This is a genomic window from Salinisphaera hydrothermalis C41B8 (genome assembly GCF_000732535.1).
Classification (GTDB): domain Bacteria; phylum Pseudomonadota; class Gammaproteobacteria; order Nevskiales; family Salinisphaeraceae; genus Salinisphaera; species Salinisphaera hydrothermalis.
In genome coordinates, this window is the sequence record NZ_APNK01000023.1 from 1 (window position 1) to 25,241 (window position 25,241).

Annotated in this window: 22 protein-coding genes; 12 read left to right on the forward strand and 10 right to left on the reverse strand. The window is 63.5% G+C overall.

The window, feature by feature from the left end; all coding sequences use genetic code 11:
- Positions 1 to 613 precede the first annotated feature (613 nt).
- Complete coding sequence (locus C41B8_RS13370) at positions 614 to 1,201, forward strand: hemerythrin domain-containing protein (protein WP_037339156.1); 588 nt, start codon at positions 614 to 616, stop codon at positions 1,199 to 1,201.
- A 245-nt stretch (positions 1,202 to 1,446) separates the two neighbouring features.
- Here C41B8_RS13370 and C41B8_RS13375 read toward each other — a convergent pair whose 3' ends face one another.
- The 4 genes from C41B8_RS13375 to C41B8_RS13390 form a co-directional block, all read right to left on the reverse strand.
- On the reverse strand, positions 1,447 to 2,802 hold the full coding sequence (locus tag C41B8_RS13375) for an MFS transporter (protein WP_051883508.1): 1,356 nt from the start codon (positions 2,800 to 2,802) through the stop codon (positions 1,447 to 1,449).
- A gap of 434 nt (positions 2,803 to 3,236) precedes the next feature.
- The gene (locus C41B8_RS13380; RefSeq protein ID WP_037339159.1) at positions 3,237 to 4,310 is read right to left on the reverse strand and encodes an NAD(P)-dependent alcohol dehydrogenase; all 1,074 of its coding nucleotides are present in this window, start codon (positions 4,308 to 4,310) and stop codon (positions 3,237 to 3,239) included.
- A gap of 261 nt (positions 4,311 to 4,571) precedes the next feature.
- Positions 4,572 to 5,063, reverse strand: a complete 492-nt coding sequence (locus C41B8_RS13385) for a DUF2938 family protein (RefSeq protein WP_037339161.1) — start codon at positions 5,061 to 5,063, stop codon at positions 4,572 to 4,574.
- 138 nt (positions 5,064 to 5,201) lie between these two features.
- Positions 5,202 to 6,113, reverse strand: coding sequence for a LysR family transcriptional regulator (locus C41B8_RS13390; protein ID WP_037339164.1), 912 nt, complete (start codon positions 6,111 to 6,113; stop codon positions 5,202 to 5,204).
- 104 nt (positions 6,114 to 6,217) lie between these two features.
- Here C41B8_RS13390 and ilvD point away from each other — a divergent pair, with 104 nt between their 5' ends.
- Positions 6,218 to 8,068, forward strand: coding sequence for a dihydroxy-acid dehydratase (gene ilvD, locus C41B8_RS13395; protein ID WP_037339167.1), 1,851 nt, complete (start codon positions 6,218 to 6,220; stop codon positions 8,066 to 8,068).
- Positions 8,069 to 8,176: 108 nt separating this feature from the next.
- On the opposite strand, the gene C41B8_RS13400 is transcribed toward ilvD, so the two are convergent.
- Together C41B8_RS13400 and C41B8_RS13405 are read right to left on the reverse strand one after the other, a co-directional pair.
- Entirely contained in the window at positions 8,177 to 9,412 is a 1,236-nt protein-coding gene (locus C41B8_RS13400) for an MFS transporter (RefSeq protein WP_037339171.1), read from the reverse strand.
- A 143-nt stretch (positions 9,413 to 9,555) separates the two neighbouring features.
- Positions 9,556 to 10,005, reverse strand: coding sequence for a MarR family winged helix-turn-helix transcriptional regulator (locus tag C41B8_RS13405; RefSeq protein WP_037339173.1), 450 nt, complete (start codon positions 10,003 to 10,005; stop codon positions 9,556 to 9,558).
- 114 nt (positions 10,006 to 10,119) lie between these two features.
- Between C41B8_RS13405 and C41B8_RS13410 the strand changes: the two genes are divergently transcribed.
- The gene (locus C41B8_RS13410; RefSeq protein ID WP_037339175.1) at positions 10,120 to 10,602 is read left to right on the forward strand and encodes a glutathione peroxidase; all 483 of its coding nucleotides are present in this window, start codon (positions 10,120 to 10,122) and stop codon (positions 10,600 to 10,602) included.
- Positions 10,603 to 10,704: 102 nt separating this feature from the next.
- Here C41B8_RS13410 and C41B8_RS13415 read toward each other — a convergent pair whose 3' ends face one another.
- Entirely contained in the window at positions 10,705 to 11,130 is a 426-nt protein-coding gene (locus C41B8_RS13415) for a VOC family protein (RefSeq protein ID WP_037339176.1), read from the reverse strand.
- Between the two features lie 167 nt (positions 11,131 to 11,297).
- On the opposite strand from C41B8_RS13415, the gene C41B8_RS13420 reads away from it, so the two are divergent.
- The 7 genes from C41B8_RS13420 to C41B8_RS13450 all read left to right on the forward strand — a co-directional run bounded on the left by C41B8_RS13420 (position 11,298) and on the right by C41B8_RS13450 (position 19,549).
- The gene (locus tag C41B8_RS13420) at positions 11,298 to 11,708 is read left to right on the forward strand and encodes an Hsp20/alpha crystallin family protein (RefSeq protein ID WP_037339178.1); all 411 of its coding nucleotides are present in this window, start codon (positions 11,298 to 11,300) and stop codon (positions 11,706 to 11,708) included.
- A gap of 429 nt (positions 11,709 to 12,137) precedes the next feature.
- Entirely contained in the window at positions 12,138 to 13,658 is a 1,521-nt protein-coding gene (locus C41B8_RS13425) for a CYTH and CHAD domain-containing protein (RefSeq protein WP_198025191.1), read from the forward strand.
- Between the two features lie 139 nt (positions 13,659 to 13,797).
- A complete protein-coding gene (locus tag C41B8_RS13430; RefSeq protein ID WP_051883510.1) occupies positions 13,798 to 15,237 on the forward strand; it encodes a WS/DGAT/MGAT family O-acyltransferase in 1,440 nt (479 codons plus the stop codon).
- 695 nt (positions 15,238 to 15,932) lie between these two features.
- Complete coding sequence (locus C41B8_RS19690; protein ID WP_051883511.1) at positions 15,933 to 16,736, forward strand: SAM-dependent methyltransferase; 804 nt, start codon at positions 15,933 to 15,935, stop codon at positions 16,734 to 16,736.
- Between the two features lie 76 nt (positions 16,737 to 16,812).
- The gene (locus C41B8_RS13440; protein ID WP_037339180.1) at positions 16,813 to 17,733 is read left to right on the forward strand and encodes a choline kinase family protein; all 921 of its coding nucleotides are present in this window, start codon (positions 16,813 to 16,815) and stop codon (positions 17,731 to 17,733) included.
- Positions 17,734 to 17,753: 20 nt separating this feature from the next.
- A complete protein-coding gene (locus C41B8_RS13445; RefSeq protein WP_037339257.1) occupies positions 17,754 to 18,500 on the forward strand; it encodes an HAD family hydrolase in 747 nt (248 codons plus the stop codon).
- A 110-nt stretch (positions 18,501 to 18,610) separates the two neighbouring features.
- Positions 18,611 to 19,549 (forward strand): ABC transporter substrate-binding protein, encoded by a 939-nt coding sequence (locus C41B8_RS13450; protein WP_198025192.1) that lies wholly within the window; start codon positions 18,611 to 18,613, stop codon positions 19,547 to 19,549.
- A gap of 49 nt (positions 19,550 to 19,598) precedes the next feature.
- Here the strand turns inward: C41B8_RS13450 and C41B8_RS13455 are convergent, their stop codons facing one another.
- On the reverse strand, positions 19,599 to 20,951 hold the full coding sequence (locus C41B8_RS13455) for a diguanylate cyclase domain-containing protein (RefSeq protein ID WP_037339260.1): 1,353 nt from the start codon (positions 20,949 to 20,951) through the stop codon (positions 19,599 to 19,601).
- A gap of 304 nt (positions 20,952 to 21,255) precedes the next feature.
- On the opposite strand from C41B8_RS13455, the gene C41B8_RS13460 reads away from it, so the two are divergent.
- Both C41B8_RS13460 and C41B8_RS13465 read left to right on the forward strand, forming a co-directional pair.
- Complete coding sequence (locus C41B8_RS13460) at positions 21,256 to 22,197, forward strand: magnesium transporter CorA family protein (protein WP_037339184.1); 942 nt, start codon at positions 21,256 to 21,258, stop codon at positions 22,195 to 22,197.
- Entirely contained in the window at positions 22,181 to 23,401 is a 1,221-nt protein-coding gene (locus C41B8_RS13465; protein WP_198025194.1) for a toxic anion resistance protein, read from the forward strand. Before C41B8_RS13460 ends, C41B8_RS13465 begins: the two co-directional genes overlap by 17 nt.
- 22 nt (positions 23,402 to 23,423) lie before the next feature.
- On the opposite strand, the gene C41B8_RS13470 is transcribed toward C41B8_RS13465, so the two are convergent.
- Positions 23,424 to 24,176 carry a DUF47 domain-containing protein gene (locus C41B8_RS13470; protein ID WP_037339187.1) on the reverse strand — a complete coding sequence of 251 codons (753 nt, stop codon included), beginning with the start codon at positions 24,174 to 24,176 and terminating at the stop codon, positions 23,424 to 23,426.
- A gap of 23 nt (positions 24,177 to 24,199) precedes the next feature.
- Positions 24,200 to 25,234 carry an inorganic phosphate transporter gene (locus C41B8_RS13475; RefSeq protein WP_037339190.1) on the reverse strand — a complete coding sequence of 345 codons (1,035 nt, stop codon included), beginning with the start codon at positions 25,232 to 25,234 and terminating at the stop codon, positions 24,200 to 24,202.
- Positions 25,235 to 25,241 lie beyond the last annotated feature (7 nt).

The following is a 25,241-nucleotide window of genomic DNA, read 5'->3' on the forward strand; positions in this document are numbered from 1 at the left end:
TGTGGGGTCTCCCCATGTGAGAGTAGGTCACCGCCAGGCTCCAAACGAAAAAGCCCCGTCGCTCTCGCGTCGGGGCTTTTTTTATGGGCAATAACCGCCCACAACGCCGCCCTTGCACGGCCGCTCGCTCGGCCCTCGCCGATAGGCTCGGGACCGGGTGGTCGTGCAACGCGCTATCGGCTCCCTCTGCAGACGCTCGGGCCGTTCGATAAAACACAGTGCATTCGTATTCTTCGGCGCCGTCAACGGATTTAGAGATTCGCAGAACCTCAAGAAATTTTTATTTTTGAGCCAGTATTTTTTAAAATCGTGCAGGTAGTGGCTTAAATAAAACTATTAAGGCCCGTGAGCCACCATGTGTCGGCCTGCTCGCGGGCCGTGCTATAGCCGTCCCGGAATGACGTCTGGCGGATCGGTTGAAGAGTCGAGTAGATCGAAGCGCCGCGGCAATTTCCGTCTCGGGTTGAGCCCCATGCCCCGTCAGTTGTCGCCGAGACGCGGGCGAGCCATCGGGCATACTGCGTGCGCGGTACCCATAAGGCGCCGTCAATTGCCGCAAGCGATCACGACAGGGCAATTTAACGCGGATTGAAACGCATTCAGAGGAGCGACCATGGCCGACATCCCCGAACATCTCGCGCTACCCAACCGTGCCGAGTTGCCGTCTGAAGTCGCCATTCTTCGCGAGCGCTATCCGCGGCCCGAATGGCGAGAGCACGCCAATTATGGAGAGTTATCGGCGTTCTGGCTGCATGTCCATGACAGTCTGCGACAGCAGGGCCGTGCGCTACAGGAATTTACTCACGGGTTCCGTGAGGACGATTGCTCCAACCCCGGAGAGTTCCAGCGTCGTTTCATGCCGAGTCTGGGGCAATACCTGCAGCATCTCGAAGGTCACCATCATATTGAGGACAGCCACTATTTCCCGCGCTTCCGCTCGCTCGATCGCCGCGTGGCGTTCGGGTTCGATTTACTCGAGGACGACCACGACATTATCCATCGCGGCGTGACGACCGTTGTCGCAAGCGCTCGCGCATTCATGCAGGCCCTGTCGCGGAACGCCGACGCGGCGCGATACGCGGCCGACGCGTACGTCGACGAGTCCGACCGCCTGTTACGGCTGCTCAAACAACATCTGAGCGACGAAGAGGATCTGGTGATACCGGCCATGCTTGAGCACAGCGAGCGCCCGCTACGATGATCTAGGGCGTCTCTCGTGACGACACGCCCGAGGGCCTGTTGCCGTTTCGTACGAGTCCGCGCCAAGTGCTGGCGCATGGTCCACGGTGCTCGCTGGGCCCATGCGCCGCGATCGGGGCCAGCCTCCGTGGGAAGAGAACTCGGGATGCCCCGCGCCGGACGTTCGCGAACCGGAATGGGCTGCGCCTGCCAAACGCAGGCGACCGACGCCGCCCCGAGCGAGACGGCGTCGGCGCGCGGTGTCGATCAGTTCGCGTGATCGGTCGCGTAGGGGTGGCCGATGGCGTGCGCGTCGGGCCGGTGAAACAGCAGCGTCAGAATCACCGACGACAGCCCCAGCGCCGCGAGCAGGAAGAACGCGTCGTCGAAGCTGCCCTGGCTACCGACAACCCATCCGGTAATGGCCGGCGCCAGGAAACCGGCAATGGCGAAGCCGAAATCCATGATGCCGAGCGCGGTTGCCGAACGATCCGGGGCGACGTCCACGTTGACCGCATAGTAGGCCGAGTTGGCGCCCATCGATGCGGCCAGCGCGATCGTGATGAAGATCAGCGAAAGCGTCAGGCTGGATGAGAAGGCGACTGGAATGATCGCCACGGCGGCGATGGCCTGGGTACCGGCAATCAGGTGGCTGCGCGCCGGGCGCAAGCGACGCGTGCGCTTGAGCAGGTTGTCGGAGAAATGGCCGAGGCTAAACAGCACCACCGCAGCGGCCGCCCAGGGTACGACCGAAAACCAGCCGACGGCCGACACGCTCAGATGGAACACGCGTTCCAGATAGCCCGGCAGCCAGGTCATGAAAAAGAACAGAAAATAGCCGAAAACGAAGAAGGCCCAATAATTGGCCAGCAGCGTCGGGTTGGTCAGCAGGCGATGCCAGGAAGTCGACGTGGCGCCATCGGCGGACGCGGGGGCGACCGCGTCATCCGACTCGGCACTCGCATCCGAGGCGTCGCCCAGGCGGCGGATCTCGCGCAGTTCCGCTTCATTGACGAAGCCCGACTGCTCCGGTCGATCGCGGAACATGAACCACCACAACGGCAGCCACATAAAGCTGACGACGGCCAGCACATAGAACATGCCGCGCCAGCCCAGCCAGGCGATCAGGCTCGATACGATCGGCGCACCGATGGCCAACGACAAGGGCACCGCGGTCAGCGACGACCCCATGGCCTTGCCGCGTTCGCGGGGGGACAGCCAGCGGCTGATCGCCCCGGTCATGCCCGGAAACATCGGCCCCTCGGCCAAGCCCAACGCCGCGCGCGCGACCAGTGCCAGCATGAAACCCTGGACCAGGCCGGTGCCGCCAATCGAGACCACCCAGAGCGCGACCGATATGGCCAATACGATACGCGCGCCAAACCGGTCGACCAGAATGCCGCCGATGAACGTCGTCAGCGCATAGCCGATGCCGAACGCGCCGAGGACGAGACCCTGCTGTGAGTCGGTGATGCCGAGTTCCTTGGCCATCGGGCCGATGGCATAGGAGATCGCCGAACGGTCGATGTAATTGATAACAATGATCGCGAACAGCAGCGCGACCACCACCCAGCGATAATAAGTCGCAGCGGACGCACTGGCCCGAGACGATATGTCACTCATGACGTGCTCTCGTGGTTTGGGTTGGTAAACGATCGATACACGCACAACTTATCAGGCGGGCCAAGCGATGAGTGCGCCGGACGTACCCCCGGTGTTTCCGCCATGTCGCGATGGTGGTCGAATCGTTGTTTGGTGAGGTGGTTGCCGCCCGGGTGTGCGGCGCGTTCTAGCGGCGTGACCCACCCGTGGCGCGCTCGCGAACGGCATGCGCGCCGCGCCCGGACGAATCCGCGCACAACAGCGAGCCCGTATGCCCACAACGCGCTGCCCGCGGCGTCCGACTGCGAACCTAGCCGTCCAGCGCCAAACGCGGCGAACGCCGACTATGCCCGACTCGATGCCCCGGACCGAGCCGCCGGGTTGCGGAGTCTGCCGAGCGGACCGGGCGAGGCAGGCGAAAAGCCCGACCGCCCGGTATCAACAGGGATGATGATTTACGGCGTGATCGCGATCTTGAGTACGCCGTCTCGCTGGTGAGAGAACAGGTCGTACGCGGCCTCGATGTCGTCCAGCTTGAAGTGGTGAGTGACGAGGGGCGCTAGATCGACGCGCCCGGACGCGACCACGTTGAGCAAGCGGCGCATGCGCTCCTTGCCACCGGGGCAGAGCGTCGTCACGATCCGATTGTCGCCCAGCCCGGCGCTGAAGGCGCCGAGCGGGATTTTCAGATCTTGTGAATAGACGCCGAGGCTGGACAGCGTGCCGCCGGGACGCAGCACACTCAGGGCCGATTCGAAGGTCGCCTGGGTGCCCAATGCTTCGATGGCCACATCGACCCCGCGACCATCGGTCAGCGCACGAATCGTTTCCACGGGGTCGTCTTTCTTGAAATCAACCACGGTATCCGCCCCGAGCCGGCGCGCGGTTTGCAGCCGCTCGGGCACCGTATCGACCACGATGATGCGCGTTGCGCCCTGGAGACGGGCGCCCGCCGTAGCGCACAACCCGATCGGACCCTGGGCGAAAATCGCCACCGTATCCCCGATCCGGATACGGCCGCTCTCGGCGCCGGAAAAGCCGGTGGACATGATGTCCGGACACATCAACACCTGCTCGTCGGTCAGATCGTCGGGAATCGGCGCGAGGTTCGCCATGGCATCCGGCACGCGCACGTATTCGGCCTGGCACCCGTCGATGGTGTTGCCGAAGCGCCAGCCGCCCATGGTTTTCCAGCCATGGGGCGCACCACAGCCACACTGCGAGTGAAAACCGTCCAGCGACGCATAGCTCGTGCCGTCGGGCGTAATCGCACCGGCGATCACCCGTTGGCCTTCACGGTAACCTTTGACTTCCGAACCCAGCTTCTCGATCACGCCGACCGGTTCGTGCCCGATCGTCAGTCCCGGCGCCACCGGGTACTCGCCTTTGAGAATGTGGACGTCAGTTCCGCAAATGGTGGTCGTGGTAATGCGTATCAGCGCATCCGCCGGGCCAATATCGGGAATCGGTTTGTCTTCGAGCACAATGCGGCCGGGCTCGACAAAAACGGCGGCTTTCATTTGTGTCATGGTGGGCTTCTCCTGGTTTACGGGCGGCGACAGTGCCGAAGGAGAAGCTCACCATGCGCCGGAATACGGGCCCCACGTATTGATCTGCGTCATCTGCGGCGCCGATTCCGGTCTCCGCGATAAGCGGCTGGCCCGAGAGGCGGTCCAGCGGGACCGGGCGGACGCCGTGTAGTGGGCAAGAGCCTATTCCAATAGGCTCTTATCAGTCGTCATCCTCGCGACGTCACGGGCGCAAGGATGAACGACGAAACCGCTCCGAACTTAGAGCGTCGCGGCCAGACAGAGCGCGGTGAAGTACTGGGCCAGCATGAAGACGACGTGTCCCACAATCATGCGGGCGATTGCCGCCTTCTGATCGGGCAGTCGCGCACCAGCCAACCCGGCGCCCAGTGCCGGCAGGAAAATAAACAGGCCGGCAAAGGTCGTCAGAAACAGACCGATCACCACCGTGGGCCACAGCGTCGGATGGACGGCGAATGCATAGCCCCAGATGAGAAAGAGCAGGAGTGCGTAGGCGATACCCACCAGATAGTGGAAGATCCAACCCACGACCTTGTCGTCATGCGTCGGGGCTTTACCGTCCGACGAGTCCAGTACGAACTGGAATCGCGTGAGTCCCTTCACCCAGCGCCCGGCCACGCTCCAATCGGGTGCCTCGATCCCGGCGACGCGTTGCTGCAACAAGGCCCAGAGATCCAGAACGAGCGTCGACACGACGCCGATAACGAGAGTGAAAACGATGATCGTGCCCAAGACGGCTCCTCGACATTGACAATGTAACGGGCCGGGTCGGCCAGCGACTGCGTTCGCGCGATACGCCAGAGCGTCGGCGAACCGAGACTCTACCAAGGCGGCGGAAACTTGCCACCCGGTCCGTGAAGGCCGCGGTATTCAGCGCGCCGCATCGTCCCCGGGCAGGATCTCGAGCAGGTTGGCCAGCAGCGGGCTCGTGTCGTCGCGTCGCCACACGATGCCCGTATCCAGATAGGGCGGGCGGCGCTGCAGCGGCACGTAGCACGTGCCGGTGCGGGCCAGATGCCGCAGCGATTCCGGCACCAGCGCAATGCCGAGGCCGGCCGAGACCAGGCTGATGATGGTCTGCATCTGGATGGCTTGCTGCGCGATGTCGGCCGGCCCGCCGCTATCGAGGTAGTACGTCGTCACGAGATCGTGGAACGACGGCGCCACATGCCGGGGAAAGACCACGAGCGGCGACGCGACCACGGCTTCCGGCGAGAGGCGGCCGTCGGTCAGTTCGAGCCGGCCGCTATCGAGCCACTGTTCGGGCACGGCCGCGATCAATGGCTCCGACATCAGGCGGCGATAGACCAGTTCTTCGGGTAGTGCGGCGTTCGCCGGGGGGATCATGATACCGGCCTGAACCTCGCACCGGAGCAGGGCAGCGATCTGGATATCGCTGGTGGCCTCTGTCAGCGCCAGATCAACCTTCGGATAAAGCATGCGAAAGCGTTGAACCAGATCCGGCAACAGGCTGTAGTCGGCGGTGCTGACGAACGCGAGATTCAGCCGACCCGTTTCGCCGCGGCGGATGCGCTCGGCCGTGTCCGGCAGCGCGTCGATGGCTGCCAGGGCTGCGCGCACCGGGTCGAGCCATTGAGCGGCGAACGGCGTGAGCGCCACGCTGCGCTTGGTCCGGACGAACAGCGCGGTCCCCAGCTCTCGTTCGAGCGCCCGGATGGACTGGCTGAGTGGCGGCTGGGTCATGTGCAGGAGCTCGGCCGCCCGGCCGAAATGCAATGTCTCGGCGACGGCTACGAAATGCCGGAGTCGGCGCACGTCCATAATTGATATCTAAAACGACTTAATACGCGCCGAATAATATATTTCAAAAACGAATTGTCGGTAAATACGCTACGCGCACGTCATAAATGAATGGAGGAGATGCCATGCCCGCCTATCGTTCCCGTACCAGTACGCACGGCCGCAACATGGCCGGTGCCCGCGCGCTCTGGCGTGCCACCGGCATGAAGGACGGCGATTTCGAAAAACCGATCATCGCCGTTGCCAACAGCTTTACCCAGTTCGTGCCGGGGCATGTGCACCTGAAGGATCTGGGCCAGCTCGTGGCCGAGGAAATCGCGGTGGCCGGCGGCGTGGCCAAGGAATTCAATACCATCGCGGTCGACGACGGCATCGCCATGGGCCATAACGGCATGCTCTATTCGTTGCCGTCGCGCGAACTGATCGCCGACAGCGTCGAGTACATGGTCAACGCCCACTGCGCCGATGCGCTGGTGTGCATCTCCAACTGCGACAAGATCACCCCCGGCATGCTCATGGCCGCGATGCGGCTCAATATCCCGACCGTGTTCGTCTCGGGCGGGCCGATGGAAGCCGGCAAGGCCGTAGTGAAAGGCAGCAGCCGGGCCTTCGACCTGGTTGACGCCATGGTGGTGGCCGCCGACGACAGCTATTCGGATGAAGAGGTCGCCACCGTCGAACGCTCGGCTTGTCCGACCTGTGGTTCCTGCTCCGGCATGTTCACCGCCAATTCCATGAACTGTCTCACCGAAGCGCTCGGGCTGGCGCTGCCGGGCAACGGCTCGGTACTCGCCACGCACAGCGATCGCGAACGTCTGTTTCGCAACGCCGGGCAGACCGTCGTCGATCTCGCCAAACGCTACTACGAAGGCGACGATGCCAGCGTGCTGCCGCGCAGCATCGCCAACCGGGCGGCGTTCGAAAACGCCATGAGCCTCGATATCGCCATGGGCGGCTCGACCAATACCGTGCTGCATTTGCTGGCGGCTGCCCAGGAAGGCGAGGTGGATTTCTCTATCGCCGAAATCGATGCGCTGTCGCGTCGCGTGCCCTGCCTGTGCAAGGTGGCGCCGGCCAAGTCCGACGTGCATATGGAAGATGTCCATCGCGCCGGCGGCATTATGGCCATTCTCGGCGAGCTCGATCGGGCCGGCCTGCTGGACACCTCGCTGCCGACGATCCACTCGTCGAGCATGGGCGAAGCGCTCGCGCGCTGGGACGTGATGCAGACCGAAGACGCCGCGGTCGAAAACTTCTATCGGGCCGCCCCGGGCGGCGTCCCGAGCCAGACGGCGTTTTCGCAATCTGCGCGCTGGGACAAGCTCGATACGGACCGAAAATCAGGCGTCATTCGCTCGGCCGAACATCCGTTTTCCGCTGACGGCGGGCTCGCAGTGCTGTTCGGCAATCTCGCGCCGGAAGGCTGCATCGTCAAGACGGCCGGAGTCGATGACTCGATCCTGAAATTCACTGGCACGGCCCGGGTCTATGAAAGCCAGGACGCGGCGGTGGCCGGCATTCTGTGCAACGAAGTCAGCGCCGGCGACGTCGTGATCATCCGCTACGAAGGCCCGAAGGGCGGCCCCGGCATGCAGGAAATGCTGTATCCGACCAGCTATCTCAAATCGAAAGGGCTGGGCAAGGCCTGTGCGCTGGTGACCGATGGCCGTTTTTCCGGTGGCACGTCCGGGCTGTCGATCGGTCACGTGTCGCCGGAGGCAGCCGAGGGCGGGCTGATCGGTCTGGTCGAAACCGGCGATACCATCGCCATCGACATCCCGAATCGCCGCATCGAGCTCGAAGTCGACGATGCCACGCTCGCCGCGCGCCGGGTGGCGATGGACGAAAAAGGCATCGAAGGCTGGACACCACAGAATCGGTTGCGTAAGGTGTCGCCGGCGTTGAAGGCCTATGCGGCTCTGGCGACCAATGCTTCCAAGGGCGCGGTGCGCGACGTCGATCAATTATCGTCATAGCCGCTGCTTCGGCTCGTTCGCGGGTTCGAGGCGGCTCAGGCCGGACCGAACCCGCGGCGGGTTAAGAGCCTATTGGAATAGGCCCTTAGGCTGGCGGATGCGGTTGCCTCATGAACGGCACGGCGCCGCGGCCTGGCGTCGTTCGCGCAGCAACTCGACCAGACAAACGCCGGCCGCCGCCACGCCGGACATACAGCCGATGCCCATCGCCCAGCGTGGCCCGGCATGATCCGCGGCCCAGCCGACGATGGGAGCACCCAGCGGCGTGCCGCCGCGTACGATCGCGATCCGCAATGCCATCACCCGGCCGCGCATGTCCGCATCGGTGGATAGCTGCATCAGAGCGTTGGTCGACGTATTGAAGCTCAGCGCGGACAGCCCGATGAGCATCAGAGCCGCCGCGAACAACCATTCGTCGGGTGCGATGGCTGCCAATCCGCAGAACAGGCCGAAGCCGAACGTGGCGATACAAGCCAGGGACATGCTCGGCTGCTCTCGCTTGGCTGCCAGCAGCGCGCCGGTGACCGAGCCGACAGCAAGAGCTGAGGTCAGAAGGCCGTACTGGCCGGCGTTGCCGTGGAATACGGTCACCGCCATCGTGGAAATAAAGATCGGGAAGTTGAAGCCAAAGGTGCCGATCAGGAACAGCATGATCAGCAGCGTCTTCAGATCGGGGCGCCGCCACACGTAGCGGAACCCCTCGGTAAGCCCGCTCAGCTTGCGAGCCGGCCGGCGGGCCGGACGCAATTCGTGGACCCGCAGCAGGCACAGCGAGCCCAGTACGGCGGCGAAAGAGGCCGCATTGATCAGGAATACCCAGCCCACGCCCACGGCGGCAATCAGCAGGCCTGCCACGGCCGGGCCGACCATGCGCGCACTGTTGAATGAGGTCGAATTCAGGGCGACCGCGTTCGACAGATGAGTTTCGCCCACCAGATCGTTGACGAAGGTCTGACGGGTCGGCGCATCGAAAGCCGTTACGCAGCCGAGCGCGAGGGCGAAGCCATAGACCCCCCAGAGGGTGATCACGCCGGTCACGGTCGCCACGCCGAGGCCAAAAGCCAGCAGACCGAGCATAGTCTGGGTCAACATGATGAGCTTGCGCCGATCGAAGTAATCGGCGGCGTAGCCGGTCAGTGGCAAGAGCAATAGTTGAGGGCCGAACTGCAGCGCCATGGCCACACCGACGGCACCGGCATTGTGGTGCGTCAGAATGGTCAGCACCAGCCAGTCCTGGGCCACGCGCTGCATCCAGGTGCCGACGTTCGACACCAGCGCGCCGATCGCCCAGACCCGAAAATTGTAGATCTCCAGTGCCCGAAACAGGCGGGTATCGCGACTCATGGATGCTCTGCCCGGGCGCCCGACACCGCATGATTGATCGAGTACATAAACTGCTCCATTGCGAGGGTCCGCGGCCGCTCCGCTCGCTCGTGAGCGGTGTCGTGTTCGCCGCCATTGCCTGCGGCGCCCGGCCGCGCGTCGCTCTACTCTTCGGTAAGCCGCTTCAACAGCGTGACGGCGTGTGCCAGCGCGGCCTGTTCCTCGGCATCCAGGCGCGCCTGGATCGTGCGATAGAGCCAGCCATCGCGCATGGCACGGCCGGCTTCGACGCGTTCACGCCCGTACGGCGTAAGCGACAGCAGCATCCGGCGACCGTCATTAGGGTCTGGCCGTGCTTCGACGAAGCCGTCGGCCTGAAGCCTGCTGACGGTATGCCCCATCGATTGCGAACGAACGTTCTCGGCGCGCGCCAGCTCGCTTGTCGTCTCGCATTCGCCGCGATAGAGCCGCCCGAGGACGGCGACCTGCGACAGATTCAGCCCGCGGTTAACCGATTCCTGACGCAACCGCCGTTTCAGCCGGCCGGTGAGTTCGCGGAGCTCGCCGGCAAGCGCGGCGGCATCGGTCGGCGTTGAAGAACCGTCTTGCTTCATGATGCAGGCATTCTACATGATGTGAAGATAAACTTCACAGATGGCCTGTCTTGCTGTAAGCCAAGGTGTGCGGCTTCGGGTACATTGATCGTCATACGTTGCCCAGGAGGGCCCATGTCGCTTTACGACATTGAAGTCACGACCATCGACGGGCGCCGCGAACGCCTCGAGGCCTATCGCGGCCAGGTTCTTTTGATCGTTAACGTCGCCAGCGAGTGCGGCTTTACACCGCAATACGAGGGGCTGGAAGCGCTGTATCGGCAATACGCGGCCGACGGTTTTGCCGTGCTGGGTTTCCCCTGTGACCAGTTCGGCCATCAGGAACCGGGCGACGAAGCGACGATTCGCGATTTCTGCTCGACGCGTTACAGCGTCAGTTTTCCGATGTTTGCCAAAATCGAAGTCAACGGGCCGCACGCGCACCCGCTGTATCGCTATCTCAAGGCCGAGCGTGGCGGACTGCTCGGCCGGCGTATCAAGTGGAACTTCACCAAGTTTCTGGTCGATCGGAACGGCCGGGTGGTCCAGCGCTATGCCCCGACCGTGAAGCCGGAAAAGATCGCCGAGGATCTGCCGGCCTATCTCCAAGCGCGCTGATCGACTTCTACGGAAGGCGCGACTGACGACAAGCATGGTTTCGGCCATGGCGACGGCCGAGCGGCCCGAGCGCGGGCTCGGCGCCGTGACCGCGCCAGCGGACTATGTCGCGAAGAGCTGGCCGCGATCCCGAAAAGCCTTGAACTCCAGCGCGTTGCCGCAGGGATCGAACAGGAACATCGTGGCCTGTTCGCCCGGTTGCCCCTTGAATCGAACATACGGCTCGATCGCGAACACGGTCCCCAGCGATCGCAGTCGTTCGGCCAGCGCTTCCCATTCCGTCCAGTCGAGCACGATGCCGAAGTGGGGTACCGGCACATCGTGGCCGTCGACCGGGTTGGTATGCGCCTGCGCCTGAGCGGCCGTTTTTGGATGCTCGTGGATGACGAGCTGGTGGCCGTAGAAATCGAAGTCCACCCACTGGTCGCTCGATCGGCCTTCGCGTAGCCCGAAGGTTTCGCCGTAGAACCGGCGCGCGGTGGGCAGGTCGTCTACCGGGATCGCGAGATGGAACGGGCTGAGAGCCATGGATTTGCCGTCGGTTGGGCCGAGGCGATCAGTCTAGCGGTCATCGTGGCCCGCCACGAGCCGGCCCTGGTTTGACCGAAATCAATCGTCGCAGGCCGTCGGCGTTGCAATTTTGAGAGGCTGGCCGAAACGGCCGGCCAACCGGAATTTTGCAGCAGGAGACCCCGATGGATCTGATGACATGGAACCCGTTGCGTGAAATCGACGACATGTTCAAGCGCGGCGGCATGCGCGCGCTTGACCGGGATGAATGGATGCCGGTGGTCGATATTCGCGAGAAGAAGAAGGAATACGTGATCCGTGCGGACGTGCCCGGCGTCAATCGCGAGGATATTCATCTCACGGTGGACAAGGGCGTACTCAAGCTCTCCGGCGAGCGTCGCTGGGAGCATGAGGAAAAAGACGAAAAACAGCACCGGCGCGAGAGTTATTACGGGCAATTCACCCGTAGCTTCAGCCTCCCGGACAACGCGGACGGCCACAAGATTCAGGCCAAGTATCGCGACGGTGTTGTCGAAATCCGTATGCCGAAAACCGCCGATAACTCGGGTGCTCATACCGAAATTGCGATCGAATAGCGGGCGTGTCCACCGCGTGCGCGGCTTCGGATGCCGTCGAGACGAATCGGTCACCCACGGCATTCGAAGTCGCCCCCAACCCCGTCGATGCCAGGCGCGTGGCTCGGTGAGTAGGGTAGTGCCCGCGCGAGCCCTCGAAGGTTATTCCGGTGAGCGCGGGCCTGCGTTGGGCGGCCGGGGCCACGAACGGAATCTTGGCCACGCGTGCGTGACGGATTTGCCGACGTCGATGCTCTCGGGTTGATTTCGGTCAAGTCGACGGTCTGACGTTACCGGAAGATGACAGTGCAAGCGGTCCGTTATGACGAGCGAGTGAAATGTCGGCACCGGCGAACCATGCAAGCGATGTCTTCCGGTCGGATCAAACAACAGGGCGCGGCTTCGACCGCCGAGCCGGGCCGGCCCCGTCCGGCCGTGTTGCGGTTCGCAATGAGCGAGCCGGCAACTCGGGCGGCCTGGCGGCGTGCCCGATCATTGGGCTACTGCGAACATGTTCCGCGGGCGCGCGCGCTGACCCGAATCTGTTTCGACACCCCAGCCCAGGCGCTCGCCCATGCCGGTATCGTCTTGCGGCTCGAGAAACAGGGTAAGCAGTGGGTGCAATCGGTGGCGCGCCGCCGGCCAGAATATGAGCGGACGCGGATCGATTCGAGCATCCCGGTGCCCGAGCCCTCGGTGGCTCTTGAGCACATTGTTGATGAGATGCTGCGCGACGATATCGTCCGCGAAACGCGGGGCCAACCGCTGGAGCCGCAATACGAGGCACAACTCAAGCGAGCGACCGGCACGCTGCATGCCGATGACGGCGTCACGATCGAAATGACGGTCGAAACGGGGCGGATCGCGGCGAATGGGCATGCCGTGCCCTGGCACCAGGCCGAACTCGAACTGATCGAAGGCGAGCCCGTGACATTGTTCCGGGTCGCCAAGGCCTTGTTTCCGACGGACGGGCTCGATCTGTCGCGCTATTCCGGCGATGGCACCGAGCCCATGCTCGCAGCGTTGGCGGCCGGTGAGACACCGACCGTACCGCGCAAGGCCGAACCGGTCGAATTGCCTGCGTCCGCCGACGTGGATTCGGCTGCGCGCCGGATTCTGCGGGAATGCCAGCAGCAGATCGCGCGCAATATCGTCGTAATCCAGGAAACGACGGACATTGAGGGCCCGCATCAGTTGCGAATCGGCCTGCGCCGCCTGCGCAGCGCGCTGTCGGTATTCAAGTCGGCGTTTCCCGACGCGGAGATTCGCCGCCTGCGTGCCGAAGCCCAGTGGCTCGGCGCGGAAGTTGGGCGGCTGCGTGATCTGGATGCGGTCATGGCGGACGTCGTATGTCCCGAGGCCGAGCAATTTCCCGACGAGCCCGGTTTCCCCGACCTCATCGGTTCTCTCGAGGCCGCGGCCGCGGCCGGCCGCACACAGCTGCGAAAAACATTGCGGACCGAGCGCGTCCAGGCGTTCGGGCTTGATCTGATCCAGCTTGTCGAAACACGTGATCCGACGGTGGGCACGGACAGCGACGCCTCTCCGCCAGCCGAAATGGCGATCCGCCGATGCGCCAACCGGGCCTTGCGCAAGCGTTGGCAAAAAGTGCTCGCACGCGGCGAGGAGATCGAGGCGTTGACGCTGGAACAACGTCACGCGCTGAGAAAGGAACTGAAAAAAATCCGCTATATGGTCGAGTTCTTCGAGCCGTTGTATCCGCACGGACGCGTCGCGCCGTTTCTCAAACGACTCAAGAAGCTCCAGACCGTGTTCGGGGCGCTCAACGATGCCCGCGTGACGCAACGCGTGCTCGATCAACGGCGGCCCCAAGCGGCCGACGAGCCGGCGGCGGTCGAGCGTGCTGCCGGCTGCGTGATCGGCGCCACCCGAACGCGGGCGATGTTCGACTGGCGCAAGGCGCGAAAACACTGGGCTCGGCTGGGCCGGGCGAAGCCGTTCTGGCGCTAGTCGTGTGAGCGCGGTGCGATGTCGGCGCATCTGAATGCCGCGATCGATCGCCCGGCTGTTCGACCTTGATCCAAAGCAAACACGCGCCTGGGCCGCCAGAGAATACTGAGGCTTTCGTCGACCTGATCGGACTCTTTCGATGAAACAGCGCGAACCGTTGTCATCCGTGGATCGAGCCTGGCTCCGCATGGAGAGCGAGGACAATCCGATGATGATCACCGCGGTGATGGTCCTAGAAAGTCCGCTCGATATGCGTCGTTTCCGGCGTGTATTGCGCGAACGCCTGTTGGCCTTCGATCGTTTCCGCCAGCGCGTGGTGCGACGGGGCGATGCTGCCTGGTGGTCCGAGGACCCACACTTCAACCTCAATAACCACGTGCATATCGTGGGCTTGCCGGGCCAGGCCGGTAAACGGGAGCTGGAGCAGCTTGTCGGCGATCTCGCGAGTACGCCACTGGATTTTCGGCATCCGCTTTGGCAAACCCATATCGTCGATCATTATCACCAGGGATCGGTGGTGATTGCCCGGTTGCACCATTGCATCGCTGACGGCATCGCGCTGGTCCAGGTGCTGCTCTCGCTGACCGACGAATCGCCCGAACCCGAGGTGCATCCGGTCAAGGCGCGGTCGAGGCGCCGCCCGAGCCTGAACCCCTCTCGGCGCGTGCTCGGTAGCGCGCAACGACTCGCTCGCGTCCTACTCGGCGAAGCCCTGACGTTGGCGCGTCGCCCCGGGCGTATACGCGAACTGGCCGACCAGGCGTTTCACGTCAGCGAAGCGCTGGCCTACGTCGGGCTCATGCCGCGCGACCCGCCCGGGCCGCTCAAGGGTCAGCTGTGCGGGCGCAAGCGAGTGGCCTGGGCCACGCCGCTCGATCTGGCCGAAGTCAAACGGATCGCGCACGCGCTCGACGGCACGGTTAACGATGTTCTCATGACCACGGCTACCGGTGCGCTGCGAAACTATCTCGGGGCACAGAATCAGGCGATCGAGCGCGGGATTCATGTGACGGTACCGTTCAACCTGCGTCCGCTGGACCAGCCGATCCGCTCCCTGGGTAATCGTTTCGGTTTCGTCATTGCCCATATGCCGATCGATATCCCCGGCGTGAGAGCACGCTACGAAGCCGTACGCGAACATATGCGGGCGCTCAAACATTCGCCCCAGCCGATGATCTTCTACGGCATGCTCAACGCTTTCGGCTGGGGGTCGGACCGGCTTGAGCGTACCGCGCTGAATATCCTCAGCGACAAGGCGACGCTGTTGATGACCAACGTGCCGGGGCCGCAGAAACCACTCTATATCGCCGGATCGCGGCTACTACAACCCATGGTTTGGGCACCGCAGTCGGGCCACATCGGATTGGGGCTCACGATTTTCAGCTATGCCGGTGAAGTGCAGTTCGGTGTGGTTGCCGATACCAATCTCATCCCGAGGCCGAGCGAGCTCGCCCGGCAATTCACGGAAAGCTTTGCCGAGCTCGTGCGGGAAGTCGATGCCGGCTCGACGCCGACAAAGAGCACCGCCCGCAAACGGCGACCGCCATCGACACCCCCACCGGACAGCTCGATCGGCTGAACGAGCCACACCCCACGGCGGCCCCGGCGACAAGCTGCGAGTCGCAACCGTGCGACGGCCAACGATCTCGTCTGCGTGCTTTACCCGCCCCCATGTGGCGCAAGCGCGCATGGCGCGATTGGGGGTCGCCGAATATATTCCATAAACCCGTTGAAAGATCGTATTTCAGGAAAATCTACGGATTGTTAAAGCATCGAGTAATCAACGAAATACGGGCCTCGCTGTTGTGGTTGGGATGGCGTAGATCGATCCTTGGTGGGAGCGGACGATGCCTGCCGAGAGATCGGCGTACACCGGTGTCTTTACAATTGCCTTTAGCTATTGAGCTGGAAAGAATAATGTCCATGCTGAACTAGCTAAGCGATCTGCCCACATCCCTTTTCATCGTTTTTACAATGATCGGGGGTAGTTTTTATGCGTTCTGCTGATAGGGCCACGATGATTTTCGGGCGATGACCGTCTCGTCTTGATTGTCTGGGGCTATTGCCGTAGCGTGTAGAAATCGCTGTTCCAGCAGTAAGGGGCTGCGCCGCGCTGAGTGCATGTGTGCGTCGGTTCGGGCTCGTGGGGCGCCCGGTTCGACCGAAAGAGAAGACGAGCGGCCGCACCATATACAGACCGTCATCGGCGAATTCGGGTCGTGCGGTACGGAACGGCATTAAATTTCAAGCCAGAAATTCGAGGGGATAGGCTGCATGTCCGATCACTACAATGATCGTGGTGTCGATAGGCTGTATTCGGCTGTTTGGGGCGAGAACATCCATTACGGCGTCTATGAATCCGGCGATGAGAGCATCGAGGCCGCGACCTGGGTCGCCAAGCGAATCATGGCCGATGCGGCCGGGCTGAATACCGGCGATGCGGTGCTGGAAGTCGCCTGTGGGTACGGCGCCACCGCCCGCTACCTGGTCGAGCAATACGGCGTCTCCGTCCTGGCGACCAATATTTCAGAAACCCAGCTCGAACGCTGCCGGGAAATGGCCACGGCTCATGGCCTGAGCGATCGGCTGCGCTTCGAGTATGCCGACTACCACGACCTGCCCTTCCCGGATGACAGCTTCGATGTCTGGTGGTGTCAGGAAGCACTCGTGCACTCGGACGATAAGGATCGCGTGTTGCGGGAGGCATTTCGTGTGCTCCGACCCGGCGGTCGGGTGGTCATTTCGGACCAGATCTTCTGGCCGGAAAAACTCACCCCTGACGAGCGTACCGCGGTCGAAGCGCGCTACGGAATGAGCAATCTCTCGTCGCCGGCGGATTATGCACGTCATATCACCGGGGCCGGCTTCGAGCTGATCGAACATCGCGATTGGCAACCGCACGCGGCAACGCATCGTGCCCGGGTGGTCAAGCGTCTCGACCAGCTCACACCGGAGCTTTCCGCGGAGGTCGATCGGGCCACGCTCGAAGACAACCGGCGCAGTTGGGCGCACTGGGCCGAGCTCGCCGCCGATGGAAAGTTGAGTCTGGATTTCTATCTTGCCCGCAAACCGGCGTGAACCTGGCAGGTCCATGGATGGCGGGAAAGCCCTTCTGTCCCGCCACCGACCGTTCAACGACAGGGAAGAGGAAATAATGGATCAGGCGTTGACTCGCGCGACCGCGCGTATCCCCAAGCTGCGCAATTTATCGGCCGAGGCGATGCACGCCGAGCGTCTCGGCGGTCTGACCAATCTCGTGTATCGCATCCAGGCCGGAGACGAGTCTCTGGTGCTGCGTATCCCGGGCTCGGGGACCGAGGCTTACATCGATCGCAGCATCGAAGAGCACAACACCCGCGGCGCCGAGAGGGCGGGCGTCGGCGCGGAGGTGCTGTTTTTCGACGACAGCGACGGCCTGATGCTGATGCGCGAGCTGGAAGACTGCCGAACCATGTCGCCGGATATGTTTCGTGCCGGCCGGGGTGCGGCGGCGCGCGCCGGCGAAGCGCTGGCCCGGATGCATGGCTCCGGCGAGGTCTTCAAGTTCCGCTTCGAGTTGTTCGACATGATCGATGAGTATCGGCGTGTGCTCTCGAAGCTCGATACCCAGCTCCCGTCGGGCTACGAGGAGGCCGTGGATCGCGCGCAGGGGATCCGGCGCGCGCTGGATGCCAATCCGGCCGAGCTCGCGCCGTGTCACAACGATCCGCTGTGCGAGAACTTTCTCGACGATGGCGAGCGCATGTGGATTGTCGACTGGGAATATTCCGGTATGAACGACCCGTTATGGGATGTCGGCGATTTCTCCGTCGAAGCCGGGCTCTCGCCTGAAGAAGACGAACAACTCCTGCGCGCCTATCTCGAGCGCGAGCCCACGGCTGCCGAACGCGGGCGCATGATTCTGTACAAGGCCGCTTGCGACCTGCTCTGGACCCTGTGGGGTCTGATTCAGCACGCTCAGGGCAATCCGGCCGAAGACTTCTGGGCCTATGCCACCGAGCGATTCGAGCGCTGTCGGCAAACGATGGACGATCCGGATTTCGCCGCCCACGTGGCCGCGGTCGAACGGGGATGACGCCGATGGCGCCCGTCGATATGGGGTCTCTACGATCGCCGGGGGCGATCCGCGGTGTGCTGTTCGACAAGGACGGCACCCTGTTCGATTTTCAGCGCACCTGGGTTCCGGTCAATCGTGTTGCGGCGATGGCCGTGGCCGAACAAGACCCGAAACTGGCCAAGCGCCTGCTCGAACGCGCCGGGCAGGATGAATCCGGCCGGGTTGCCGGCGGAAGTCTGCTAGCGGCCGGGCATACCGGCGAAATCGCCGCGGCTTGGGCCGATTTGATGGGGCTGGATGACACATCGCTACCTGGGTTGGTCCGTCGGATCGACGAGGTATTCCAGCGTCATGGTCCGGAGCACGCCGCCCCGGTCACCGATCTGTCGAGCCTGCTCAACGATCTTCGATCGCGAGGGCTGTTTCTGGGCGTGGCCACGAGCGACAGCGAACACGCGGCGCGCCGGATGCTCGCGCGTTTCGTGGCGCCAGACATGCTGGATTACATCGCCGGCTACGACAGTGGCCACGGTGGCAAGCCGCAGCCGGGCATGGTTTATGGCTTCTGCCGGGACGCAGGCATCGCCCCCGCAGAGGTCGTGGTGGTCGGCGACAACCTCCACGACATCCATATGGGCAAGGCCGCCGGCTGCGGCCTGACCGTCGGGGTGCTCTCCGGCACCGGCGAACGGGCGATTCTCGCGGCGCATGCCGATGTGGTGCTGAATTCGATTGTTGAACTGCCGGCATGGCTGGCCGAGCACGGGCATCGTGCCGGTCCATAAGCGTGCGGCGGCAGGCGGGGCGGTCAGTCAGCTGGCCCGCGATGCGGGACGGATTCTGTCGTGTGACTCAACCCGAGGAAAAGGGGGAACTGATGAATAGGTCGTTTTCTATGCGTTCCGGAATGACGGGCTATGGCGCGCGATTGCTGGCGACTACCGCGCTGAGTCTGGGAGTTCTAGGGTCGGCCTATGCCGCCACCCAGGTCAAGTTCGGGCAACCGCCGTGGCCGGGCGCCTCGGTGCGCACCGAAGTGGCACGCGAGCTGCTCGAGGCGATCGGTTACGAGACGTCTGTCACCAAGGGCAGCTGGACGCTCGATATCATGGGTGTGGCCCAGGGGTCGCTCGACGCCGACGTCGCTCTTTGGCTGCCGACCCAGAAATCGACGGTCGAGCCGTTGGCCAAATCGGGCAAGATCGATCTGATCGCGAAGATCGTGCCCGACGCCAAGTACGACCTGGTCGTGCCGGACTATGTCTGGAAAGCCGGCGTGCATTGCATCTGCGATCTGCACAAGTATGCCGACAAGTTCGACCACACGATCTACGGCATCGAGGCCGGCAACGACGGCAACGTGCTGATGAAGAATGCCATCAAACACAACACCTACGACTTGAAGGGCTGGCACGTGCAGCCGTCGAGCGCCGCCGCCATGCTGACCCAGGCCGGGCGGGACATGCGCCGCAAGAAGTGGATCGTGTTCCTGGGCTGGAAGCCGCACTGGATGAACATCAAGTACAACATCCGGTATCTCGAGGATCCGAAAAAGATCTGGGGCGGCAAAAGTGTGGTCTGGACCGCCATCAACCCGGCGTTCGCCGCCAAGCACCCGAACGTGAAGAAGTTCCTGTCGCAGATGGTGGCGCCGGCCAAGATCGAGAGCCAGTGGATCTACGATTACGGCCAGAAGAAACAGCCGCTAAAACAGGTGGCAGGTACTTGGATCAAGAACAATCTCGATCTGGTGAGCCAGTGGATGCAGGGCGTGAAAACCGCGGATGGCAGGCAGGACGCCATGGCCGCTTTGAAGGCCAAGTTCTCGCCCTGATTCGCGGGACCGGTCCGGCAGCGCCGGGCGGCGCTGCTGGAGCGGCAACCTAACGCGAGGCTGAGGCCGGCCTGCTATACCGCTTTACGTCGTACATGGCGCGATCGGCATGTTGCAGCAGGGTTTCCGCGGTATCGGCATCGTCGGGATAAACGGCAACGCCGATGCTTGGAGTGACCCGCAACGCATGTCCGGCAATGGTGAAGGGGGTTGCGAACATGTCCTGGATGCGATTCACCACAGCGTATGCGTCGCCTGACGTCGCGAGTTCGTCGACCAGTACGGCGAACTCGTCGCCGCCCAGACGTGCCACGGTCGACGATTCGCGCAGCGTATCGTTCAAGCGATGCGCGACCGCTTGCAGCAGTGCGTCGCCGATTTCGTGACTGTAGGTATCGTTGATGTCTTTGAAACCGTCGAGGTCGAGATAGAGCAGGGCGACGCGGATGTCGCGGCCGTCAGCCGCAGCGAATGCACTGGCCATGCGCGCTTCGAGCTGGCGGCGATTGGCGAGCCCGGTCAGTGAATCGTGATGCGCCATATGGCGCAGGCGCAGATACAGGCGCTTGCGTTCGATCGCCTGGGCAACCTGGGTGGATACGAATTCGAGTAACTCGAGGTCGCTCTCGGTATAAGTCAGGCCGCCCTCGTAACTTTTTACGATCAGCGCGCCGATTGTGCGGTCGTCCAGTTTCAGCGGCGCGCCCAGCCAGTAGCGAGTGCCGCTGTCCTTGAGCTGGCGAATGCTGGCGGGCCACTCATCGAAATTTTCCGGCGCCAGCAAGAGGTGTGTCCCGGTACGAATCACGCGTGCACCGAGCGTGTCGGCGTCGATCGTGGTGGTTCGGGGGGCGCCGCCGCGCTCGTCGGCACAGTACGGGTATTCAATCAGCTGGGCACGTGCATCCAGCAAGGCCACGCAGAAATTGGCCGCCGGCAACAGATGGCTGATGATGGCATGGATGCGGCTGAACAGGTCGTCTAGGTCTTCGGCCGTGTGAGCCGCCTCGGATATCGAATACAGCGCGGATTGAACAGACTTGGCCTCGCGAAGACGCGTGACGTCGTGGGCTACGGCGACCCGGACCTGATCGGCCTCGGACCAGCGCGCCGACCACATCAAATGCACGATGCCGCCGTCCTTGCGGCGATATCGATTCTCGAAATTGGTTTGGTCTTCACCCGCTTTGATGCGTTCGATATGTTCACGGGTACGCGCTTCGTCGCCGGGCAGCACGAATTCGCAGACACGCCGGCCGATCATTTCCGCCGGCGTATATCCGAAGATCCGCTCACCGGCCGGACTGATCCAGACAAAACGATCCTGCGCATCGACGATACAGATCGCATCCAGCAGCAGGTCGAGAAAATCGATGTCGGGTATTGCTGGCTGGTCCAAAATCGCGCGTCGCCCCCATCCTGTATCGCGCCACAATCCGCCGGATGCCATCAAGTGCAGCCGCCGCCGCGCCGCGCGACACGCCGCATCATCATTATGCTGACGGCCTGCGTCGACGGCATGACGGCCAGCACCGCGGGCCTCCCATGCGGGGCGCGTGGTATTCATTATAACCATTGTGCGGCGACCGGTGCGTCGAGCCGATTCCGTATTTGACAGTTCAGCGGTCCGGATTTGATGAATCGCTCGAATGTCCCCATATCACGCGTTAAGCCGGTGGTTCGATCGAGGGCCTACGATCCGCGAGATGTTCGATTTCCTTCAGGGCTTTTCCTACGGGCTGTTCTTGTCCTGCCTGCCGTGGTTTCTGATCGGCATGCTGGAACCGAGGCTCGCGGTGCCCACCGAACCGCCACGACGCTGGCAGGCCGTGGTGCGTTATTGGTTCGGTGTGCCGTTTATGGCTTTCGTGCTGTGGCTGACGTCGCTTTGGGGCGGTTTCTCGCCCAGTCTGGCGGGCTGGGTGGCCGGCCTTGGGGCGCTGGCGGTAGAAATTCCGGTCGAGCGCTGGTGGCGTCACCGCAGCCGCCGGCGGCGCGAGCGGCGGCAACAGGCAGTCGAAACCGCCGCGGCCCGACAACGCCAGGCCGAGGCCGAGCGCGCCCGGCGCGAAGCCGGTGTGGCGGAACTCGATCCGAGCGCACCGCCTGCGGATGCGGACGAGGTCGTACAGGCGCTATGCCGCGCCAAGCAGAGCCTGCTCGATGCCGGCCGGGCCGATCTGGCCGAGCAGGTCGACCGGCTCTATACACGCTACGCCCGCGTCCTCGATGTCCTGGAAGCTAAATTCGATCGGCGCGAACTCACCTACGATCGGTCGCGGGCCATCGTGGTCCAGGTGGGCCTGAATGCGGCCGACAATCTGAAGGCGATGGGCGCGCTCGCGGCGGGCGTTGTCGGCATCGACCCGGCCTACGTCCGCCGGCGTCTGGCCGCGAAAGATCGACGCGCGGTGGCCGATGAGCGCGATGCTCTGCAGCGTCGGCTCGATCTGATCGAGGACACCGAGCGCCGTTTACGCGAGCTGTCGGCTCGTAACGAAACAGCGATGACCACGTTGGACCACGCTGTGGTCGTGATGTCTCGTGTCGAGACTCATCGGCCCCAGGCCGATGTCGCCGCCGATCAGGCGCTCGACGATCTGAAACGTTTCATGGACAAGGCAGAGCGCTATGGACACAAAGCATGATGGCAACGACGATCACCGAACGCCGCGCAGCCCGCTGAGTCTGTCGCTGCCGGTCGACGAGATCGCCAGCGAGGTCGAGGCCGAAAGCCGGCCACGCGTCGAAGCCGCAGCCGAGGATCCGGAACTGGCTCGGACCGCCGATGCGTTCGTCGCCGACGTGCTGTCGATGGACGAAACCGAGGCGGCTACCGCGCATGCCAAGCGCGAGGCGGTCGACGACATGGGCGCCGAGGTTCAGCGCCAGGCCGCCCATCGCAGCGCCATGCTCGACACGCCGATCCGCCAACTCGCCCAACACGGGCAGGAGGGCGGCCCGGTCGCCAAGGCGCTCACCGATCTGCGCGGGCGCATGGAAACGCTCGATCCCAACCGGCACAAGCTGTCCGCTGGGCCGCTGGCGCGCGCGCTGTCGTTCATCCCCGGCATGGGCAACCGGTTGCAGCGTTATTTCCAGAAGTTCGAGACCGCCCAGGAAGCCATCGACGCCATCATTCGCGATCTGGAAGCTGGCAAGGACATGCTGCGGCGCGACAATCTCACGCTCGCCGATGACCAGGACGCGCTGCGCGAGTCGTTGATCCAGCTCAGGCGTCAGATCGAGCTCGGCCAGCTCATCGACCAGCGTCTGCAGGCTGCGGCAGGCGAATTGCCCGAAGAGAATGCCAAGCGGCGGTTCATCGAGGAAGAACTGCTGTTCCCGCTGCGCCAGCGCATCGTCGATCTGCAGCAACAGCTCACAGTGAGCCAGCAGGGCGTGCTGGCGTTGGAAGTCGTCATTCGCAACAACCGCGAGCTCATGCGCGGCGTGGATCGGGCGCTCAACGTCACCGTCTCGGCGCTTAACGTCGCGGTGACCACTGCGCTCGCTCTCGCCAACCAGCGGCTGGTGCTCGATCGGGTCGAATCGATCAACAAGACGACGTCCGACATGATCGCCGGTACCGCCAAGCAACTCCGTTCTCAGGGCGTGGATATCCAGAATCGGAGTGCCTCGACCCTGCTCGATATGGAACAGCTGGAAAGTGCGTTCGCCGACGTTATCGGTGCGATCGACGAGGTCTCGCGCTATCGCCGCGAGGCGCTGCCTCGTCTCGACGAACAGATCCGGCGGCTGGACGAAATGGCAGAGCGCGGTGACACGGCCATCCGCGATATGGATCGCGGCAATAGCGCGGCCACGGCGCGGCCTGACCAAGCGTTATAGAGAACCGCTCGGCGGCGAGATATCACGCCACCTTCGCGACGATATCGTGCAGGACTTCGCCGGCCCGGGCGACGCGGTCCGCGCCGTTGGACATATGCCGATACACCTCGCGGCGCTTGAGGATTTCCAGCACGAAGCCCACGGCCGAGCCGATCGCCGAGGTTTCCGAGGCATCGACGCCATCAGCCAGTACAGCGAGCGCGGCAGCGCTGCGACGCTGGTCCGGCGTCAGCGTGGCGTGATAGTGCTCCACATCGAACAACTCGCGTAGCGCGCGACGATAGATTCTTTCCGTGGCGCGTTCAGTCTTGCGGGCCGCATCGGCATGGCGCTCGGCGGTCAGCGGGTCCTTCGCGAGGCTTGCGTAGCCCTGCTGCAGAGCCGATGCGCCGCGGTACATCAGCTCGGCCATGGCGCGGGTGTGCTCGTCGGGCCTGAGTTTCAGCGCCCGCATTTCGCGCACCGTGGCCTTGGCGTAGTTGAGGATCTCGTCGATAGCGGCGATCGAACGATAGATATCCTCGCGGTCGATGGGCGTGGCGAACGCTTGGTGCAGCGTGGTCATATTCGTGGCTTTGAGCGCGTCGCCCTGTTTTTCCAACTCGAGCACACGCTTGGCCGTGTCGTCGTCCGGCTGTCGCATATAAGCCACGAGGGCTTCGATGGCAGCGACCGTGAGATCGCACTGCGCATTCAGGCAGGCATAGAAATCCGGCGTCCTCGGGAACAAGCGCGCCAACCAACGCCCGCGTCCGGATGTGCTGTCCTCGCCCATGGTCGTGTCCTACTGCCTCCGGTTTAGTGCACGAGAAGTTGGGCCAGCCCGCATAGCCCGGCGCCAGCCAACGCGGACCCCGGCAGGGTGACCACCCAGGTGAGCACGATCTCGCGGGCCTTGAGCCAGTGTACCCGGCGCACATGCTCGGAGGCGCCGATGCCCATGATCGACGAGTTCACCACGTGTGTCGTGGAGACCGGCCCGCCGAATAGCGACGCGCCGAACACGACCGCCGAGGAGGTGAGCTGAGCGTCCAACCCGTGAATGGGACGCAGCTTGTAGATGCCGAAACCGACGGTCCGCACGATGCGCCAGCCGCCCAGCACCGTACCCAGCGTCATGCTGGTCGCACTCAGCGCGATCACCCAGATCGGCACGCTAAACGTGGGCAGCGTGCCGGCCAGTACGAGTAGCAGGGTGATGATGCCCATACCTTTCTGGGCATCGTTGGCGCCATGTGAGAACGCCAGGGCCGAAGCGGTCAGCCATTGGCTCTGGCGCAGCCGGCGGTTGATCGAGGGATGCGCCGCGCGCAACAGAAACAGCATCAGGCGGTGTAACAGCCAGCCGGCGATGAACCCTGCCGGCGGCGAGAGCAGTAACGACAGGAGCACCTTGGTCACGCCGGTCATCTGACCGTGAATCAGTGGATCCAGACCCCAGTTCACTGCGCCCGCGCCCGTGCTGAGCCAGACCGCGCCAACCAGGCTGCCCACCAGTGCATGGGTCGATGACGATGGCATCGCCCACCACCAGATCACGATGTTCCAGAGCACCGCCCCCAGCACGCCGCAGACGACGACCAGAACGCCCGTCGACGGTGGCAGAGGCCCGAGATCCACGAACCCGCCGATCGTGTCGGCCACGGCGGTGCCCGCCAGAACCGGTCCGGCGAACGTGAATATCGCGACCAGGATGACGGCTTGCAACGGCGTCATGGCACGGGAAGCGACCAGAGTCGCGACCATGTTCGCGGCGTCGTTGAACCCATTGGTGAAATCGAAGGCCAGAACCACGGCGATGCCCAGGGTCAGCAGAAGCAACAGCGACGTCATGGCGGAT

Bases quoted from the DNA above. Each gene is read 5' to 3' on its own strand.
- C41B8_RS13405 (WP_037339173.1), bottom strand. From the start codon at position 10,005: ATGAAGCAAGACGGTTCTTCAACGCCGACCGATGCCGCCGCGCTTGCC.
- C41B8_RS13430 (WP_051883510.1), top strand. From the start codon at position 13,798: ATGAAACAGCGCGAACCGTTGTCATCCGTGGATCGAGCCTGGCTCCGC.
- C41B8_RS13390 (WP_037339164.1), bottom strand. From the start codon at position 6,113: ATGGACGTGCGCCGACTCCGGCATTTCGTAGCCGTCGCCGAGACATTG.
- C41B8_RS13445 (WP_037339257.1), top strand. From the start codon at position 17,754: ATGGGGTCTCTACGATCGCCGGGGGCGATCCGCGGTGTGCTGTTCGAC.
- C41B8_RS13470 (WP_037339187.1), bottom strand. From the start codon at position 24,176: ATGGGCGAGGACAGCACATCCGGACGCGGGCGTTGGTTGGCGCGCTTG.
- C41B8_RS13420 (WP_037339178.1), top strand. From the start codon at position 11,298: ATGGATCTGATGACATGGAACCCGTTGCGTGAAATCGACGACATGTTC.
- C41B8_RS13440 (WP_037339180.1), top strand. From the start codon at position 16,813: ATGGATCAGGCGTTGACTCGCGCGACCGCGCGTATCCCCAAGCTGCGC.
- C41B8_RS13400 (WP_037339171.1), bottom strand. From the start codon at position 9,412: ATGAGTCGCGATACCCGCCTGTTTCGGGCACTGGAGATCTACAATTTT.
- C41B8_RS13465 (WP_198025194.1), top strand. From the start codon at position 22,181: ATGGACACAAAGCATGATGGCAACGACGATCACCGAACGCCGCGCAGC.
- C41B8_RS13460 (WP_037339184.1), top strand. From the start codon at position 21,256: ATGTTCGATTTCCTTCAGGGCTTTTCCTACGGGCTGTTCTTGTCCTGC.
- C41B8_RS13375 (WP_051883508.1), bottom strand. From the start codon at position 2,802: ATGAGTGACATATCGTCTCGGGCCAGTGCGTCCGCTGCGACTTATTAT.
- C41B8_RS13475 (WP_037339190.1), bottom strand. From the start codon at position 25,234: ATGACGTCGCTGTTGCTTCTGCTGACCCTGGGCATCGCCGTGGTTCTG.
- ilvD (WP_037339167.1), top strand. From the start codon at position 6,218: ATGCCCGCCTATCGTTCCCGTACCAGTACGCACGGCCGCAACATGGCC.
- C41B8_RS13370 (WP_037339156.1), top strand. From the start codon at position 614: ATGGCCGACATCCCCGAACATCTCGCGCTACCCAACCGTGCCGAGTTG.
- C41B8_RS13415 (WP_037339176.1), bottom strand. From the start codon at position 11,130: ATGGCTCTCAGCCCGTTCCATCTCGCGATCCCGGTAGACGACCTGCCC.
- C41B8_RS19690 (WP_051883511.1), top strand. From the start codon at position 15,933: ATGTCCGATCACTACAATGATCGTGGTGTCGATAGGCTGTATTCGGCT.
- C41B8_RS13410 (WP_037339175.1), top strand. From the start codon at position 10,120: ATGTCGCTTTACGACATTGAAGTCACGACCATCGACGGGCGCCGCGAA.
- C41B8_RS13425 (WP_198025191.1), top strand. From the start codon at position 12,138: ATGAGCGAGCCGGCAACTCGGGCGGCCTGGCGGCGTGCCCGATCATTG.
- C41B8_RS13380 (WP_037339159.1), bottom strand. From the start codon at position 4,310: ATGACACAAATGAAAGCCGCCGTTTTTGTCGAGCCCGGCCGCATTGTG.
- C41B8_RS13450 (WP_198025192.1), top strand. From the start codon at position 18,611: ATGCGTTCCGGAATGACGGGCTATGGCGCGCGATTGCTGGCGACTACC.